Source organism: Verrucosispora sp. WMMD573 (assembly GCF_027497175.1).
Taxonomy (GTDB): Bacteria; Actinomycetota; Actinomycetes; order Mycobacteriales; family Micromonosporaceae; genus Micromonospora.
The window spans coordinates 417,639-433,300 of the sequence record NZ_CP114901.1 but is presented as its reverse complement, the minus strand read 5'-3'; the positions used below and the strand labels follow the sequence as shown (position 1 = coordinate 433,300).

Annotated in this window: 15 protein-coding genes and 2 tRNA genes; 11 read left to right on the top strand and 6 right to left on the bottom strand. The window is 71.5% G+C overall.

Going from position 1 to position 15,662, the window contains the following annotated elements:
• Nucleotide 1 precedes the first annotated feature (1 nt).
• Nucleotides 2–169, bottom strand: a complete 168-nt coding sequence (locus O7601_RS02030; protein WP_012014940.1) for a DUF5679 domain-containing protein — start codon at nt 167–169, stop codon at nt 2–4.
• A gap of 535 nt (nt 170–704) precedes the next feature.
• Between O7601_RS02030 and O7601_RS02025 the strand changes: the two genes are divergently transcribed.
• Nucleotides 705–1,226 (top strand): M48 family metallopeptidase, encoded by a 522-nt coding sequence (locus O7601_RS02025; RefSeq protein ID WP_281564603.1) that lies wholly within the window; start codon nt 705–707, stop codon nt 1,224–1,226.
• A 42-nt stretch (nt 1,227–1,268) separates the two neighbouring features.
• Complete coding sequence (locus O7601_RS02020) at nt 1,269–1,952, top strand: hypothetical protein (protein WP_281564602.1); 684 nt, start codon at nt 1,269–1,271, stop codon at nt 1,950–1,952.
• Between the two features lie 41 nt (nt 1,953–1,993).
• On the opposite strand, the gene O7601_RS02015 is transcribed toward O7601_RS02020, so the two are convergent.
• A complete protein-coding gene (locus tag O7601_RS02015; protein ID WP_281564601.1) occupies nt 1,994–3,292 on the bottom strand; it encodes a zinc-dependent metalloprotease in 1,299 nt (432 codons plus the stop codon).
• A 115-nt stretch (nt 3,293–3,407) separates the two neighbouring features.
• Here O7601_RS02015 and O7601_RS02010 point away from each other — a divergent pair, with 115 nt between their 5' ends.
• From O7601_RS02010 to O7601_RS01985, 6 genes are all read left to right on the top strand, one after another.
• Nucleotides 3,408–4,421 (top strand): PDZ domain-containing protein, encoded by a 1,014-nt coding sequence (locus O7601_RS02010; RefSeq protein WP_281564600.1) that lies wholly within the window; start codon nt 3,408–3,410, stop codon nt 4,419–4,421.
• 101 nt (nt 4,422–4,522) lie between these two features.
• Entirely contained in the window at nt 4,523–7,558 is a 3,036-nt protein-coding gene (locus O7601_RS02005; protein ID WP_281564599.1) for a UPF0182 family protein, read from the top strand.
• Between the two features lie 181 nt (nt 7,559–7,739).
• Nucleotides 7,740–7,813, top strand: a tRNA-Met gene (locus O7601_RS02000).
• 182 nt (nt 7,814–7,995) lie between these two features.
• A tRNA-Met gene (locus tag O7601_RS01995) sits at nt 7,996–8,069 on the top strand.
• A gap of 118 nt (nt 8,070–8,187) precedes the next feature.
• Nucleotides 8,188–8,427 carry a hypothetical protein gene (locus O7601_RS01990; protein ID WP_139233146.1) on the top strand — a complete coding sequence of 80 codons (240 nt, stop codon included), beginning with the start codon at nt 8,188–8,190 and terminating at the stop codon, nt 8,425–8,427.
• 87 nt (nt 8,428–8,514) lie between these two features.
• Nucleotides 8,515–9,345, top strand: coding sequence for a phosphoribosylaminoimidazolesuccinocarboxamide synthase (locus O7601_RS01985; RefSeq protein WP_281564598.1), 831 nt, complete (start codon nt 8,515–8,517; stop codon nt 9,343–9,345).
• Between the two features lie 22 nt (nt 9,346–9,367).
• Here the strand turns inward: O7601_RS01985 and O7601_RS01980 are convergent, their stop codons facing one another.
• Entirely contained in the window at nt 9,368–9,841 is a 474-nt protein-coding gene (locus O7601_RS01980) for an ATP-binding protein (RefSeq protein WP_281564597.1), read from the bottom strand.
• Nucleotides 9,842–9,957: 116 nt separating this feature from the next.
• Between O7601_RS01980 and O7601_RS01975 the strand changes: the two genes are divergently transcribed.
• Entirely contained in the window at nt 9,958–11,082 is a 1,125-nt protein-coding gene (locus O7601_RS01975; protein ID WP_281564596.1) for a DUF5931 domain-containing protein, read from the top strand.
• Entirely contained in the window at nt 11,079–11,741 is a 663-nt protein-coding gene (locus O7601_RS01970) for a response regulator transcription factor (RefSeq protein ID WP_281564595.1), read from the top strand. Before O7601_RS01975 ends, O7601_RS01970 begins: the two co-directional genes overlap by 4 nt.
• 18 nt (nt 11,742–11,759) lie before the next feature.
• Here the strand turns inward: O7601_RS01970 and O7601_RS01965 are convergent, their stop codons facing one another.
• The gene (locus O7601_RS01965; protein WP_281564594.1) at nt 11,760–12,332 is read right to left on the bottom strand and encodes a DUF5709 domain-containing protein; all 573 of its coding nucleotides are present in this window, start codon (nt 12,330–12,332) and stop codon (nt 11,760–11,762) included.
• A gap of 90 nt (nt 12,333–12,422) precedes the next feature.
• The gene (locus tag O7601_RS01960) at nt 12,423–13,415 is read right to left on the bottom strand and encodes an SDR family oxidoreductase (protein WP_281564593.1); all 993 of its coding nucleotides are present in this window, start codon (nt 13,413–13,415) and stop codon (nt 12,423–12,425) included.
• Between the two features lie 135 nt (nt 13,416–13,550).
• Here O7601_RS01960 and O7601_RS01955 point away from each other — a divergent pair, with 135 nt between their 5' ends.
• Entirely contained in the window at nt 13,551–14,753 is a 1,203-nt protein-coding gene (locus O7601_RS01955) for a glycosyltransferase (RefSeq protein WP_281564592.1), read from the top strand.
• Here O7601_RS01955 and O7601_RS01950 read toward each other — a convergent pair.
• Nucleotides 14,708–15,652 (bottom strand): hypothetical protein, encoded by a 945-nt coding sequence (locus tag O7601_RS01950; protein WP_281566762.1) that lies wholly within the window; start codon nt 15,650–15,652, stop codon nt 14,708–14,710. The two genes, O7601_RS01955 and O7601_RS01950, sit on opposite strands and share 46 nt — an antisense overlap.
• Nucleotides 15,653–15,662 lie beyond the last annotated feature (10 nt).

Here is a 15,662-nt window from a genome sequence, read left to right as displayed (position 1 = left end):
GTCAGACCTTCGCCTTGCCCAGGATGCGGTTCACTGTTGTGCCACATACCGGACACTTGCCCTTGGCCATGTTCATGCCGGTCTTCGAGACCTCGACACGGCCCTCGAAGTCCCGCTTCTCCTTGCACTTGACGCAGTAACCGTTGTAGGTCTGGGCCTGGTCGGCCACGGTGTGCCCTCCTTGTGTCGTCCACCGGTCGATAACGACCCGGTGGGTCTCCCGGTGGCGGCCGCTCAGGGCGTCCGGCGCCGGTCCTGTCCGGCGGCCACCTACGTGACCGCCGGTTGGCGGACCCTACCCAGGTGTGGGCGGTTCCATGTCAGCTGCGCATTGCCACTGTGAGCAAGGCGACGTCGAGAGTGTGCACGCCGAATTGCGTCAGATCAGTCAGTTTGCCGGGGACACGCCGACCAGCATCCCGCAATTGCGCTGGTGAGGGGGTCGAGCGGGGGCGTGGACCCCGATTTGAGCTCCACAGCAATGATCACTTAGCGTGTTTGTCGGCCCGGGTGTGACACCTCGGCGGCCACCACGAAGGGTGACCGTGACGGCTGTCCCCGGGTCCGGCAAGAATTTTTTCGGGACTCCTGGCGACCAATCCCCATTTTCCGGACGCGTGTCGGGGCGTTGACTCTTGCGGACCCCTGGTCACAACGCATTAGCTTGCCAACGTGACAGCAAACCGAGGCTGCGCGGTCCACTGATGGCAGGGCCGCGGAAGCCGGTCGTCGAGGTACGGCGCAGCCAGCGTCGGCGACGTACGGTGTCCGCCTACCGCGACGGGGAGCGGGTCGTGGTCCTCATTCCCGACCAGTTCTCCCGGGCCGAGGAGAGCGAGTGGGTTGACCGGATGCTCGCCCGGCTGGCGGCCCGTGAGGGGCGCCTGGTCCGCTCCGACGCCGAACTGCTCGCCCGCGCCAGTCGGCTGATCAAGCTCTACCTCACCGAGTACGGCGACCAGGCCCTGCCGGCCAGCGTCCGGTGGGTGAGCAACCAGAACGGGCGGTGGGGCTCCTGCACCCCGGCGGACCGTTCGATCCGGCTGTCCCACCGGATTCAGGAGATGCCGGACTGGGTGATCGACTATGTGCTGTTGCACGAGCTGGTCCACCTCATCGTGTCCAGTCACAACGCGCAGTTCTGGGCACTGGTCGGCAGGTACCCCAAGACTGAACGGGCGCGCGGCTATCTGGAGGGCGTGGCGGCCGTCGCCGGCGCCCCTTGACAGACCGTCGGGCCTTCGGTGCCGCAGCGGTAGGGTCGGTGAATGGCCCGACGAGTGGTGGTGGCGCTGCTCGCGCCGATCGCCTGGACGCCGCCCGGTGTCGACCCGGTGGACTGGCGCAGCGCGCTCGCTGAGGACGTGGTGGACCTGCTCGCCATGCTCAACGAGGTGGACACCGCGGTGGCGGTCACCCGAGCCGACCGCTGGTTGGCCGACGCGGTGATCTGGCCCGGCACGACCGTGTACGAGGTGCCCGAGCCGAGCCCGAACGCGGTGTTCGCCGCCCTGACCGACGCCTGCGGCCCGGCCGGCCCGGACCCGCAGTCCGATGCCGGGCCGGTGGACGGGACGTCGGCGACGGTCGACCGCTACGAGCAGGTGGCGGTCGTCGCGGGCGACGCGCCCGACCTGCCCGGACTCACCGTCGGCAAGCTGCTTCGTCCGCTGACCAGTCGACCGGTCGCGGTCGCACCGGCCGAGGGCGGCCTGCCCGGGTTGCTCGGGGTGGCGGCCCGCCTCCCCGTACCGTCCTGGTTGCCGCCGCTGGACATGGACGCCACGGTGCCCGCGGCCGTGCGGGCGGCGGCACCCCGTCCCGGCGACCTGGCGGTCACCCCCTCCTGGCACCGGCTGCGCGGCCCGGCGGATCTGGCCCGGCTCGATCCGGCGCTCAACGGGTGGGAGCACACCCGGACCCTGCTGTCCGGGGCCGGCCGGAGCGGCTGACACGCCGTCTCGGTGCGACCGCCACCGGCCGGTCCAGCAGGTCAGGTACGGCCCTCGCCACCCTCGGTGTCGTCGCGGCGTTCCGTCTCGCCGGGGGCCTTCTCCTCCGGGCCACCCGGGGCAGAGAAGTCGAAGTTCTCCAACTCGGTCATCAGGTCGACGTCGGCCATGGCGAAGGCCACCGGGTCGGCGAAGTCGTCGTCGGAGGGAAGCAGGTCGGGGTGCCCCCACAGCGCGTCCCGGCCGGCGATTCCCCGGTGCTCGGTGAGCGCCGCCCAGAGCGCGGCGGCCTCGCGCAGCCGACGGGGCCGCAACTCCAACCCGACCAGGGCCGCGAAGGTCTGCTCGGCCGGCCCGCCGGCCGCCCGGCGGCGACGGAACGCCTCGCCCAGCGCCACCAGGTTCGGCAGCCGGCCGTCGGCCGCGCCGTCGACGACGTGGCAAACCCAGCCCTCCACCAGGGCGAGGGCCGTTTCCAGCCGAGCCAGCGACGCCTTCTGTGTCGGGCTGTCCTCCGGCGTGAAGATTCCCTCCAGGGCGATCGCCTGCATCGACTCCGGGTCGGTCGGGTCGACCCGTCCCATCGCCTCCTCGATCGCCTCCCGATTCACCCGGATGCCGGCGGCGTACGTCTCGACGGCGTTGAGGACGTGCCCCCGCAGCCACGGAACGTGCTCGAAGAGCCGCTGGTGCGCCGCCTCGCGCAGGGCCACGTAGAGGCGGACCTCGTCCTCGGGCAGCTCCAGCCCTTCGCCGTACGCCTTGATGTTGGCGGGGATGAGCGCGGCCGTGCCGGCCGGCCCGAGCGGTAGGCCGATGTCGCCGGCGGAGAGCACCTCCGCGGCGAGCGACCCGAGGGCCTGACCGAGCTGGCCGCCGAAGAGCGCGCCACCGAGGGTGGCGACCATCGACTGCATCGGGCCGAGCTGGGCCCGGGCCTCCGGCGGGACCAGGTCGCCCATCGCGCCGACCATCCGGCTGGCCACCGGGTCACACAGCTTGCGCCAGACGTCGAGCGTCTTGAAGATCCACTCGTTGCGGTTCCAGGACACCGTGTTACGGATGCCCGAGGGCAGCGCGGAGGACGGCTCCAGCCAGAGGTCGGCGATGCGCAGCGCCTCCTCCACCGCGTGACGCTCGTAGGGCGAGACCGCGGGGTCGCCCGCCGCGGCGAGCTGACTGGCCGCCACCTGACGGGCCAGGTCCCAGTTGACCGGCCCGCTGCCCGACGCGGAGAGCAGGTGCTGCAACTGCGACATGAACTGCTGCATCTGCGCAGGGTCGTTGGGGTCGGGCGGCTGCCCACCCGGTAGCGCGAAACCGAACGGAATATCAGGCACGACGTCTACGGTACGCGCGCTCCGCCCCGAGTCGCCGCCACCACGGTTGCGCTCAGGGCGAAGTCGTTGGTCGTGCCGGCCGGGCGCCGCGACCGGGATCGGTACGCTCTGCCGCATGAGACGTCGCGGCCTGACCGTCCTGCTCGGTGCCCTGCTCACCGCACTGCTCAGCATCGGGGTGCTCGGCGCACCCGTCCCGTACGTGGTGCTCGGCCCCGGCCCGACCGTCGACACGCTGGGCCAGGCGGACGGCAAGGAGGTCATCCAGGTCACCGGGCGGGAAACCTCCAGCTCCGCCGGCCAACTGCGGCTGACCACGGTGGGGGTGCAGCCCGGCGTCAAGCTCCGCTCGGCCATCCAGGGCTGGCTCTCCGACGAGCAGGCCGTGGTGCCGCGGGAACTGGTATACCCGCCGGGGGAGACCCAGGAGGAGGTGGAACAGCGCAACGCGGAGGACTTCCAGGTCTCGCAGACCAGCGCGGAAACCGCCGCGCTGCGGGAACTCGGCTACGAGGTGCAGGTCGTGGTCAAGTCGGTCGCCGCCGACGGGCCGTCGGCCGCGGTGCTGCGCCCCGGCGACGTGGTGACGTCGGTCGACGGTGAACCGGTGCCGTTCGCCTCCCGGCTGACCGAACTCATCCGGGCCCGGCCGGCCGGCAGCGCGCTGCGGATCGGGTACACCCGGGACGGCAACGCGCGGACCGACACCATCACCAGCCAGGAGCACGACGGTCGGCCTCGGATCGGGATCGAGATCGAGCAGCAGCAGCCCCACCCGTTCACCCTCTCCTTCGACCTGAAGGACATCGGTGGCCCCAGCGCCGGTCTGATGTTCGCCCTGGGCATCATCGACAAGTTGACCCCGGACGACCTGACCGGCGGCCGGATCATCGCCGGCACCGGCACCATCGACGACGCCGGGCAGGTCGGCCCGATCGGTGGCATCCCGCAGAAGTTGGTCGGAGCGAAGCAGGCCGGCGCGACCGCGTTCCTGGTGCCGGCGGCCAACTGCGCCGAGGCGGTCCGTAACCGGCAGCCGGACCTGCCGTTGGTGAAGGTGGGCTCGCTCGACGAGGCATTGGACGCGATGGAGACGCTGCGTTCCGGAGGCGAGCCGGCGTACTGCTGAGCCGCGCGGCATGACCTTGCGCTCACGCTTTCAGGAACACCCCGTACTCTGGGTGCCTGGTCGGAGCCGATCATAACGAGCGTGCGGAGCCAACAGTGGTCATGCGTAGCAGCAGCCCCCTGCCGAGGATGAGCCGACGCGGACGCGTCACGATCGGGGTCCTGATCGGGGTGTTCGTGCTGTTCACCCTGCTCGGTTGGGGAGTGCAGGCCTGGACAGACTGGCTCTGGTTCTCCGAGGTCGACTACACCGAGGTGTTCCGGGGGGTGCTGGTCACCCGGCTGCTGCTCTTCCTGGCCGCGGGCCTGGCGATGGGGGCGATCGTCGGCGGTAATCTCTGGCTCGCACAACGGCTGCGCCCACGGATGCGTCCCCACTCACCGGAACAGGCCACCCTGGAGCGGTACCGGATGCTGCTCGGCCCCCGACTGGGCCTGTGGATCACCGCGGCCGCCGCCGTCGTCGGCCTCTTCGCCGGCCTGTCGGCGCAGAGCCGTTGGAACCAGTGGCTGCTGTTCCTGCACGGCGGCAACTTCGGTGTCGACGACCCGGAGTTCGGCGTCGATGTCGGCTTCTACGTCTTCCAACTGCCGTTCTGGCGGTTCCTGCTGGGGCTCGGTTTCACCGCGGTGGTGCTGGCGCTGATCGGTGCGCTGGCCGTGCACTACCTCTTCGGCGGGGTACGCCTACAGGGCGTCGGCGATCGGATGAGCAACGCCGCTCGGGCTCACCTGAGCACCCTGGTCGCGGTCTTTGTCCTACTCAAGGCCGTCGCGTACGTGCTGGACCGGCGCGCGATGCTGCTGGAGTACAACGACGGCGTGAACGTCTACGGCGCCGGCTACGCCGACATCAACGCCCTGCTGCCGGCCAAGGAGATCCTCGCCTACATCTCCGTGGTGGTGGCGATCGCGATCATCGTCTTCTCCAACGCCTGGATGCGCAACCTGGTCTGGCCGGGCATCTCGTTGGCCCTGCTCGGCGTGTCCGCGGTGGCGATCGGCGGCATCTACCCGTGGGCGGTGCAGACCTTCGAGGTCAAGCCCAGCGCCCGGGACAAGGAGGCGCCGTACATCCAGCGCAGCATCGACGCCACCCGCGCGTCGTTCGGGCTGGACATCACCCAGAGCTCGGCGTACTCGGCCAACAACCTGAACCCGCCGGAGAGCCTGGCCACCGACACGTCGGTGGTGCCGAACGTCCGGCTGCTCGATCCGCAGCTGGTCAGCGAGACCTACACCCAGCTCCAGCAGGTCCGTGGCTTCTACGACTTCGGTCCCAAGCTCGACATCGACAGGTACACGCTCAACGGCGCGACCCAGGACTACGTGGTCGGCGTACGTGAGATCAACTACGGCGAGCTGACCGCGCAGCAGAGCAACTGGATCAACCGGCACACCGTCTACACCCACGGGTACGGGGTGGTGGCCGCGCCCGCGAACCGGGTGGTCTGCGGTGGGCAGCCGTTCTTCGTCTCTGGTTCGCTCGGCGAGCGGTCGCAGGAGTCGTGTGCCTCACCGACCGACCTGATCCCGGCGAGTCAGCCGCGGATCTACTACGGCGAGCGGATGGCCACCGGTGACTACGCCATCGTCGGCAAGCCGAACGCGGACGCCAACCCGGCCGAGTTCGACCGCCCGGCGGGCGAGAGCGGCGAGGACGGTGAGGGGCCCGAGTCGTACTACACCTACACCGGTTCCGGCGGCGTCGAGGTCGGCTCGTTCACCCGTCGCCTGCTCTACGCGATCAAGGAGCAGGAAGCGAACTTCCTGCTCTCCGAGGCGGTCAACGACAACTCGAAGCTGCTCTACGTGCGTAACCCTCGGGACCGGGTGGAGAAGGTCGCGCCGTTCCTCACCCTGGACGGCGACCCGTACCCCGCCCTGGTCGACGGCCGGGTGCAGTGGATCGTCGACGGTTACACCACCGCCGCGACCTATCCGTACGCGGAGCGGGTCAACCTCCAGCAGGAGACCACCGACGAGCTGACCGGCCGGGGCACCATCCAGCTGGCCCGGGAGAACGTCAACTACATCCGCAACTCGGTGAAGGCGACCGTCGACGCGTACGACGGCACGGTGGTGCTCTACGAGTTCGACGAGACCGACCCGGTGCTCAAGGCGTGGAACAAGGCGTTCGGTGGTGACCTGATCAAGCCGCGCGCCGAGATCCCACCCGCGCTGGCCGACCACTTCCGGTACCCGGCCGACCTGTTCAAGGTGCAGCGCAACCTGCTGACCCGGTTCCACGTGACCAACCCCGGCGACTTCTACTCCGGCCAGGACTTCTGGCAGGTGCCGAACGTGCCGGACGCGCCGGACAGCGGGCAGAAGCAGCCGCCGTACTACCTCTACACGCGGTTCCCGGGCCAGGACGCGCCGCGCTTCCAGCTCACCAGCGCGGTCACCCCCAACGGCCGGCAGAATCTTGCCGCACTGATCTCCGGTTCGTACCAGGACGGCAGGCCGACGTTGCAGGTGTTGGAGCTGCCGGATCAGACGGCGATCTCCGGGCCGGTGCAGGTGCACCAGCGGATGACGAACACCAACGCCACCATCCGGCAGCAGCTGAACCTGCTCTCCTCGAACCAGGCCCAGGTGCAGTACGGCAACCTGCTCTCGCTGCCCTTCGGCAACGGGATGCTCTACGTCGAGCCGGTCTACGTCAAGAGCAACCAGCAGGACGCGTATCCGCTGCTGCAGAAGGTGCTGATGTCGTACGGCGACGGGGGCTCCTACGTCGTCCTGGCGGACAACGTCGCCGACGGCATCAAGCAGCTGGTCGAGCAGGGCAAGCAGGCAGCGGCCGGTAACCCGCCGCCGGCCGGGGGCGAGGAGCCACCGCCGGAGGGCGAGGAGCCGCCGGCGTCGCCGACGGCCACTCCCTCGCCCACGGCCACTCCGTCGCCGGGCGACGCCCCGCCGCTCACCGGCGACCTCGGTGCGGCCGCCGAGCGGGTACGGACCGCGATCACCGAGGTGCGTGCCGCCCAGGCATCCGGCGACTTCGAGCGGTACGGCCGGGCGCTGGCCGCGCTGGACGAGGCGCTCACCGCGTTCCAACAGGCGCAGCAGGCGGCGGGCAGCGGCGGCGCGAGTCCGCCGGCGCCTTCCGGTAGTCCCTCACCGACCGGCTGACCGACCCACCAGGTGAAGCCCGCGGCCCGGCGTTCCTCGTCGCTGCCGCGGGCTTCACCGTGTCTGAGCGGCGACTGAGCCGAGCGCTCACCGGAATCGGCGGTGCGGCGGAGGTCGAACCGGGCGTTCCGTGGGTCGTTTTGCGGGCAGCGGGGGTGGTGCGCTACGGTGGATCTACCGACGCGGGGTGGAGCAGCTCGGTAGCTCGCTGGGCTCATAACCCAGAGGTCGCAGGTTCAAATCCTGTCCCCGCTACTGCAAGAAGAGGTCCCGGATCCGTCCGGGGCCTCTTTCTTCATCCGGAGACGATCCCCGTCCGGTCGGTCGTGCCGCGCTGGGCCGCCGGGCCAGCCGCCGGGGCGAATTGCCTGCCCCGGGCGTTACGGGTGGGGCTGGTGATTGATCGAGTCACGGATGAGGTAAGCTGTTCCTACCGACGCGGGGTGGAGCAGCTCGGTAGCTCGCTGGGCTCATAACCCAGAGGTCGCAGGTTCAAATCCTGTCCCCGCTACTGCGAGACAGTGGCCCCGGATCCGTCCGGGGCCACTGTCGTTGTCGGGTGCCGCACCGGCGTCGGCACGGGCGTCGTTCGGCCGGCCGAGGTTGCGCGTCTCGGCGAGGATGGGCGCATGTCTTCCTTCGGTAGGTGGTGGGGGCGGCTCGGCACGCTCCTGGGTACGGTGGTGCTGACGGTTTTCGTTCCGGTCGCGGCGTGGGCGTCGACCGGCACCGGCGAACTGGTGGTGGAGGCGGCCCGACGGCGCGGGCGCGGTTTCGGCGTCTTCGGTTTCCTGAGCCTGCTCTGCTGCCTGGCGGTGGTGGCCGTGATCGTCCTGCTGGTGATCCGGATGACCCGCCGTCGGCGCTGAGCAGGCGCACCGAGGCGGTGCGTGCCCCGGCGGCCGGGCCGTGGACCGCCAGCGGCGGTACGCCCGGCGCGTGGTCTACTTGTCCGCGTGGAACTTCTGCACTCGGGCAAGGTGAGGGACGTCTACGCCGAGGGCGATGACCTGATCCTGGTCGCCTCCGACCGCATCTCCGTCTACGACGTGGTGCTGCCGACTCCGATCCCGGACAAGGGCAAGCTGCTCACCGCCTTGTCGCTGTGGTGGTTCGAGCAGCTGGCCGACCTGGTCCCCAACCACGTCATCTCGGCCACCGACGTGCCATCGGGGTTCGCCGGCCGGGCGATTCGTTGCCGGCGGCTCGAGATGGTTCCGGTCGAGTGCGTCGCTCGCGGCTTCCTCACCGGCGGTGGCCTGAAAGAGTACGAGAACACCGGCAGGGTCTCCGGCGTCGAACTGCCGCGCGGGTTGGTCGAGGCGTCGATCCTGCCGGAGCCGATCTTCACCCCGTCGACGAAGGCGCCGGTGGGTGAGCACGACGAGCCGATGACCTTCGCCGAGATGGTCGACAAGGTGGGCGCGGAGACCGCCGACCGGCTGCGGCAGCTGACCATCGACGTGTACTGCCGGGGCGCCGAACTGGCGGCCGACCGGGGCATCCTGGTCGCCGACACCAAGATTGAGCTCGGTTGGGCGGCGGACGGCACCCTGGTCCTCGGCGACGAGCTGCTCACCCCGGACTCGTCCCGATTCTGGCCGGCGGAGTCCTACCAGCCAGGGCGCGCCCAGTTCTCCTACGACAAGCAGTACGTACGGGACTGGGCGGCGCGCAGCGGCTGGGACAAGCGGGATCCGGCACCGGAGTTGCCCGCCGATGTGGTCGACGCCACCCGGGCCCGTTACGTGGATGTCTACGAGAAGCTGACCGGCGAGCGCTGGTAACTCTCGCGGGCGCGGCCCGTCCCTATTCGCCGCTGCGATGGCGGCCGAGGTGCTGCTCGGCGGGGACGGTCGCGGTGATGATGCGTACCGTGGTGCCGGCTGACCCGGTCTCGACGTCCATCGCGTCGGTCAGCTCGCGGGCCAGCCAGAGGCCCCACCCACCGGCCGTCTCCGGCGCGGGTCGGCTGCGGTTGTCGAGGCTCTGTGTGCTGATGCCCGGACCATGGTCGGCGACCTCGCACAACACCAGGCCGGGCTCTTCCCACAGCCGCAGCCAACCCTGTCCGCCGCCGTGCCGCACCGCGTTGGTGATCAGTTCGTTGACGGCGAGCACGAAATCGTCCAGCCGGTCGTCGCGTAGCCCAGCGGTGCGCACGCAGGAGGCGACCGAGTGTCGGAGCTCGGTCACCTGGGCCTGGTCGAAGGCGTCGGCGATCAGGAGGGCGTGTTCGATGGGCACCACCGTACGCGGTGGGGGAGGTCCTGCGTTCGTCATGGCCCCGTCCTGACAGAGATCGCAGAGTTTTACGCGGCTTTTACCACCGTACGTCAGGGTTGGTCGAGGTGCATCGGCCGCAGGCGGCCCGGAGGGCCTGTGACATCGTGGCGCACGTGCCTGCTGCCGGTGGTTTCGAGGTGCCGCTCTGGCGGGCCGTCGCGGTCTTCCGGGTGGCCTCCCTGGCGTACGTCTGCGTGGTGTTGATCCGCGACGCGGACCGCTACGCCCACCCCCTCGCCGCGACGGCGCTGGTGCTGCTCATGGCGCTCTGGACCGCCGTCACCGCGATCGGGTACGCGGTCCCGGCGCGGCGTGGCTGGCCACTGCTCCTGGCCGACCTGGCGGTGGTGGTGGCGATCCTGCTGGCCACCCCGTGGGTGATGGGCCGGCCGGCGCTCGACGCGGGGTTGCCGACCCTCCCGGTGGCCTGGCTGAGCGGTCCGGTGCTGGCCTGGGCCGTCTCCGGCGGGCGGCGGCGCGGCGCGGTCGCGGCACTCGTGCTCGGCGCGGCCGATCTGGCTACCCGGGGCGTGGTCACCCCGAGCGCGTTCAACGGAGCGATCCTGATGCTGCTCGCCGGCGTGGTGGTGGGGCACGTCGCGCGGCTGACGGTGACCGCCGGGGAGCGGCTGCACCGGGCGGTCGAGTTGGAGGCCGCCACCCGGGAGCGGGAGCGGCTGGCCCGGGACATCCACGACTCGGTGCTCCAGGTGCTCGCGCTCGTGCAGCGACGGGGCGCCCACCTCGACGGGGAGGCGGGCGAGTTGGCCCGGCTGGCCGGCGAGCAGGAGGTGGCGTTGCGGTCGCTGATCTCCGGTGCCGGACCGGTGCCGGCCGGTGCCGCCGACGCACCGGTGGACCTGCGTACCCTGCTCGGCCGACACGCCGGCGCCACCGTGTCGCTGTCGGCACCCGCGGGCCCGGTGCCGCTGCCCCCGGCGGTGGCCCGCGAACTGGCGGCGGCCGTCGCCGCGGCGCTGGACAACGCGGCCCGGCACGGCGGCGGTCGAGCCTGGGTGCTGGTCGAGGACGAGGGGTCGGTGGTCACCGTGTCGATCCGGGACGAGGGGCCGGGTTTCCCGCCCGAGCGGCTGCACCAGGCGGCGGCCCAGGGACGGCTGGGTGTCGCCCAGGCCATCCAGGGCCGGCTGGCCGACCTGGGCGGTACCGCCCGGATCAGCTCGACACCGGGTGCCGGCACCGAGGTGGAACTGATCGTGCCGAGGAGGCAGCCATGAGCGGCGTACGCGTGATGGTGGTCGACGATCACCCGATGTGGCGGGAAGGGGTGGCCCGCGACCTGGCCGAGGCGGGCCACGAGGTGGTGGCCAGCTGCGGCGAGGGCCGCCAGGCGATCCGGGTGGTCGCCGCGGCCCGTCCCGATGTGGTGGTGCTCGACCTGCAACTACCGGACATCTCCGGCGTCGAGGTGATCCACGGACTGCGGACGGCACACCCGGAAGTACGGGTACTCATGCTCTCGGCCAGCGGTGAGCAGCAGGGCGTGCTCGACGCGGTGAAGGCCGGCGCCACCGGCTACCTGCTCAAATCCGCCGGGCTGGCGGAGTTTCTGGAGGCGGTGCGACGCGCCGCGGCGGGCTATCCGGTGTTCACACCCGGGCTGGCCGGACTGGTCCTCGGCGAGTACCGCCGACTGGCCGCGAGCGGCGATCACGCGGCGGCCGGTGCGCGCGACGCGGCACCCCGGCTCACCGACCGGGAGACCGAGGTGCTGCGTCTGGTGGCCAAGGGGATGTCGTACCGGCAGATCGCCGAGCGGCTCGGGCTGTCGCACCGTACGGTGCAGAACCACGTGCAGAACACGCTCGGCAAGCTCCAGCTGCACAACCGGGTGGAGCTGACCCGGTACGCGATCGAGCGCGGGCTGGACGACTGAGCGGCGGCGTCGGCTGGATCAGACCGAGTGCGGCGGCCGGGTCTCGTGCACGGCCAGTTCCTCGGCGCTGGCACCGCCACCGGCGGCCCCCGCGTCGTACGCGATCGAATCGGTCTCCTGGTCGGTGTGCGTCCCTTCGTCCGGCTCGACCAGCCGGCCGACGGTGGCGTCCGCGCTGGTCCCCAACCGGTCGTGGTCGTAGAGGGAAACCGGGGACTTCGGGTCGGAGGTGGGGCCGGGATCGATCACGTCGGCGTCGAGCTGCGCCTGCGCCGCCTGCTCCCGGCTGTCCGCCTCGGCCGCGATGTCCGGGTCGACCGGTCCGGCCAGCGGATCGTCGACCGGCAGCTCGAACCGTTCCCGGCTCAGCTTGTAGTCCAACGACTCGCCGTCGAGCTGCTCCTCGGCTGTGGTGCCGAACTCGTCGACCGCCACCGGCGTCCGGTCACCGGGCAGCTGAGCCGGTGCCGGGCCGTCCGCTTCCCGTCCGGTCAGCACGTCGTCCCCGGCCGTCGAATCGTCGTCGGCGGTGTCGGGCAGACCGTCGGCCTCGGGATCGGACACGGGGGTCGGGTACTCGTCGTCGCGCATGACCCACCACTACCCGCTGCCCTCCCGCCGTAACCGGTCCCGGCGGGGCGGTTGGTCGACCGGCGCGGCCGTCACGTGTCCCGGCCGCGCTCAGCGGGTGATCCGGCGGGCCAGCGCGGCGACCGTGCCGACGGCGGTACCGGCGGCCGCCAGCCCGAACGCGGCGGAGATCCGGACCAGTTGGCGACGCCGGCCGTGCCAGCCGCCGTCCGTGGTCGCCGCGGCATCGGCCTGGAAGACGTTCCCGCTGGTGTCGGCCGTTGGCGGCGGCCCGAACTGGGTGTACCGGCCGTACCAGCCGAGGACCCGTTCGGCCAGGGCCGGCACCAGCCGCCACTGCATGCCGACCAGGCGAGCGGCGCCACCGGCGTACGCCTCCCGGCGGGGCCGCTTCAGCAACCGGACGATCGTCTTCGCGACCACCTCCGGCGGATAGACCGGCGGCGGCGGAAGAACCTGCCGGCCGCTGTGATTGGCGGCGTGCCGGAAGAACGGCGTGTCGATGGTGGCCGGCAGCACGGTACAGATCGAGACGGACCCCCGGCCGGTGACCCGTAGCTCCTGGCGAACCGTGTCGGACAGTCCCCGGACAGCATGTTTGGCGGCGTTGTACGGGGACTGGTACGGCATCGCCACCTCGGCCAGCAGCGAGGCGTTGTTGACCACGACGCCGCCGCCGGCCGCACTGAGGTGTGGCAGCGCGGCCCGGATCCCGTTCGCCGTGCCGAGCAGGTTGACGTCCAGCACCCGGCCGAACTCGGCCACCGGGATCTCGTCGAACAACCCGATGGTGCCGACCGCGGCGTTGTTGATCCAGGCGTCGATCCGGCCGAACTCCGCCACCGCGGTCGCGGCGAGCCGTCGCATCGCGTCCGCGTCCGTCACGTCGGTGGGCACCACCAGGGTGCGACCGCCCAGCTCACGGCAGTGCCGGGCCACCTCCCGCAGGGCCGGCTCCGAGCGCGCGGCGAGCACCACGGTGCTGCCGTGCCGGGCCAGGGCGTACGCGGTCGCGGTGCCGATGCCACTGGACGCACCGGTGATGACGATGGTGGCGTCGGCCAGGTTTCGGGCGAGGGGCATTCCTCATCGGTACCCCGTGGTGTCCGGGTCATGCCGCCGAGCGTGCCCCGGATCTGCGAGGTTTCGGCTCTTCGGAGGCCGGTTAATGGGACGCTCTGACCGGAGACCACCGCCTCATCCGCATGGAGGTGACCCATGCGCGTTGGCCTTGTCTGTGCCCACGCCGCTGCGCCGCCGTCCGGCGACGGAACCGTCGTCGGCACCTACCAGCACATCGCACGGGTCGCGGCCGAACTGGCCGGGCGGGGTCACGACGTGCGGGTCTACACCCGTCGGGACGACCCCGAGGCGCCGGAGACCGACGTCGTGGACGGCTACCGCGTGGAGCGGGCGCCGGTGGGCCCGGTCGCGCCGATCCCCACGGCCGAACTGGTGCCCCACGTGGCGGCGTTCGGCCAGTGGTTGGCCGACCGGTGGTCCGCCGACTGGGCTCCGGAGGTGGTGCACGGCCACTACTGGATCGGAGGGCTGGCCGCCGCGCACGCGGTGCGGGAAACCGACATCCCGATGGTGCAGACGTTCCACTCGATCGGCATGGAACAGCTGCGTCACCTCGGCGCCCAGTACGACGGGCCGGGCACCCGCATTCCGCTGGAGCGGGCGCTGACCCGGGCGGTGGACATCGCGGTCGCCCAGTGCAACGACGAGGTCGACGAGTTGACCCGGATGGGTCTGCAACGCACGTCGGTCGCGATGGTGCCGACCGGGGTCGACACGGAGCGCTTCCATCCCGATGGTGAGGCCGCTCCGCGCGAGCAGCGTCCCCGGATACTTTCGGTGGGCGGGCTCGGGCGGGGCCACGGCCAGGAGGACCTGATCCGGGCGATGCGCCTGGTTGGTGAGGCGGAGCTGGTGATCGCCGGCGGGCCACCGACGGACCGACTGGCGAACCACGCCGAGGCCCGTCGGCTGCGGGAGTTGGCCGACCGGGTCGGGGTCGGTGAGCAGGTGCAGCTGGTCGGCGCGGTGCCGCACGAGCAGATGGCCACCTGGTACCGCTCGGCCGACGTGGTGGCCTGCACCCCGCACTACTCCTCGGCGGGGCGGGTGTCGCTGGAGGCGATGGCCTGCGGCGTCCCGGTGGTGGGCTACGCCATGGGTGGCATCGCCGACGCCGTGGTCGACGAGGTGACCGGCAAGCTGGTGCCGCCGGGTGACGTACGCACCCTCGGGATGACGCTACGTAGGCTGCTCGCCGACAACGCCGGCCGCTTCGCGTACGGGCACGCCGCGGTCGACCGGGTGCGGTGCAGCTACACCTGGGAACGCACGGCCAGTGCGCTGGAACGCCTCTACGAGCGGGTGGTGGGCCGGCGCAAGCCGGTCGAGGCGGCCTGAGGCAGCGGATCGGCGATGACCCCGGCGGTGCCGGCGACGCGGGCCGTGGGCTGCTTCACGAGCGGCGGTGGAACACCGACCACCGCCCGGGTGACAGCGTGCTGATGCTGCGGCTCCGCGTACCGGGTGAGCCCGACGACGGCGGCGAGGGTGACCAGGAAGCCGATCCCGGCGAGCCACTCCCGGCCCGGCCAGATCTTGTCGTCGAGCAGCAGCAACCCGACGATGGCGGCGGGCACCGCGCCGGCCGCGTCCATGGCGGCCACCGCGGCCGTGGTGGAACCGCGTTGCATCGCCAGCCCGAGCAGCAGCTGGCCGACCACGGAATGGCCGACGAGCAGGTAGAGCAGCGGGTCACCGAGAAACGCGTCCCAGCTCGGCGCGGACGCCAGCGGGCGGGCCGCCACCGCGGCGGCGGAGAAGGCCAGCCCGGCCAGTGAGCCGAGCGCGACCGATCCGGGCGCGCCGTGCAACCGGACCGCGAAGAATCCCAGCACCGCGATCACCGCCAGGGCCACCAGCAGGGCGACCATGCCGGCGGTGCCGAGGGCCTTCGACGGTGCCGGCCGGGCGGCGAGCACCAGCGCGGTGATCCCGGCGAAGAGCAGCACCAGCAGCGCGACCTCGGCCACCGGTAGCCGCCACTTCAGCAGGACCACGCCGAGCAGGGCGGTGACGCCCAGCCCCGCCGCCACGCTCGCCTGCACCAGGAACAGCGGCAGGTCCCGCCGGGACAGGAAGGCCAGGACGAACCCGGCGACCTGGCAGGCCAGCCCGACCAGATAGGTGCGGTGCCCGGCCAGGCGCAGCAGCAACCCGGGGTCGAAGGTGTGATGCACGGTGGTGCGGGCGGCGGCCACCGACTGCAACAGGTTGGCGACGCCGTACGCGACGATCATCGCCGCCAGG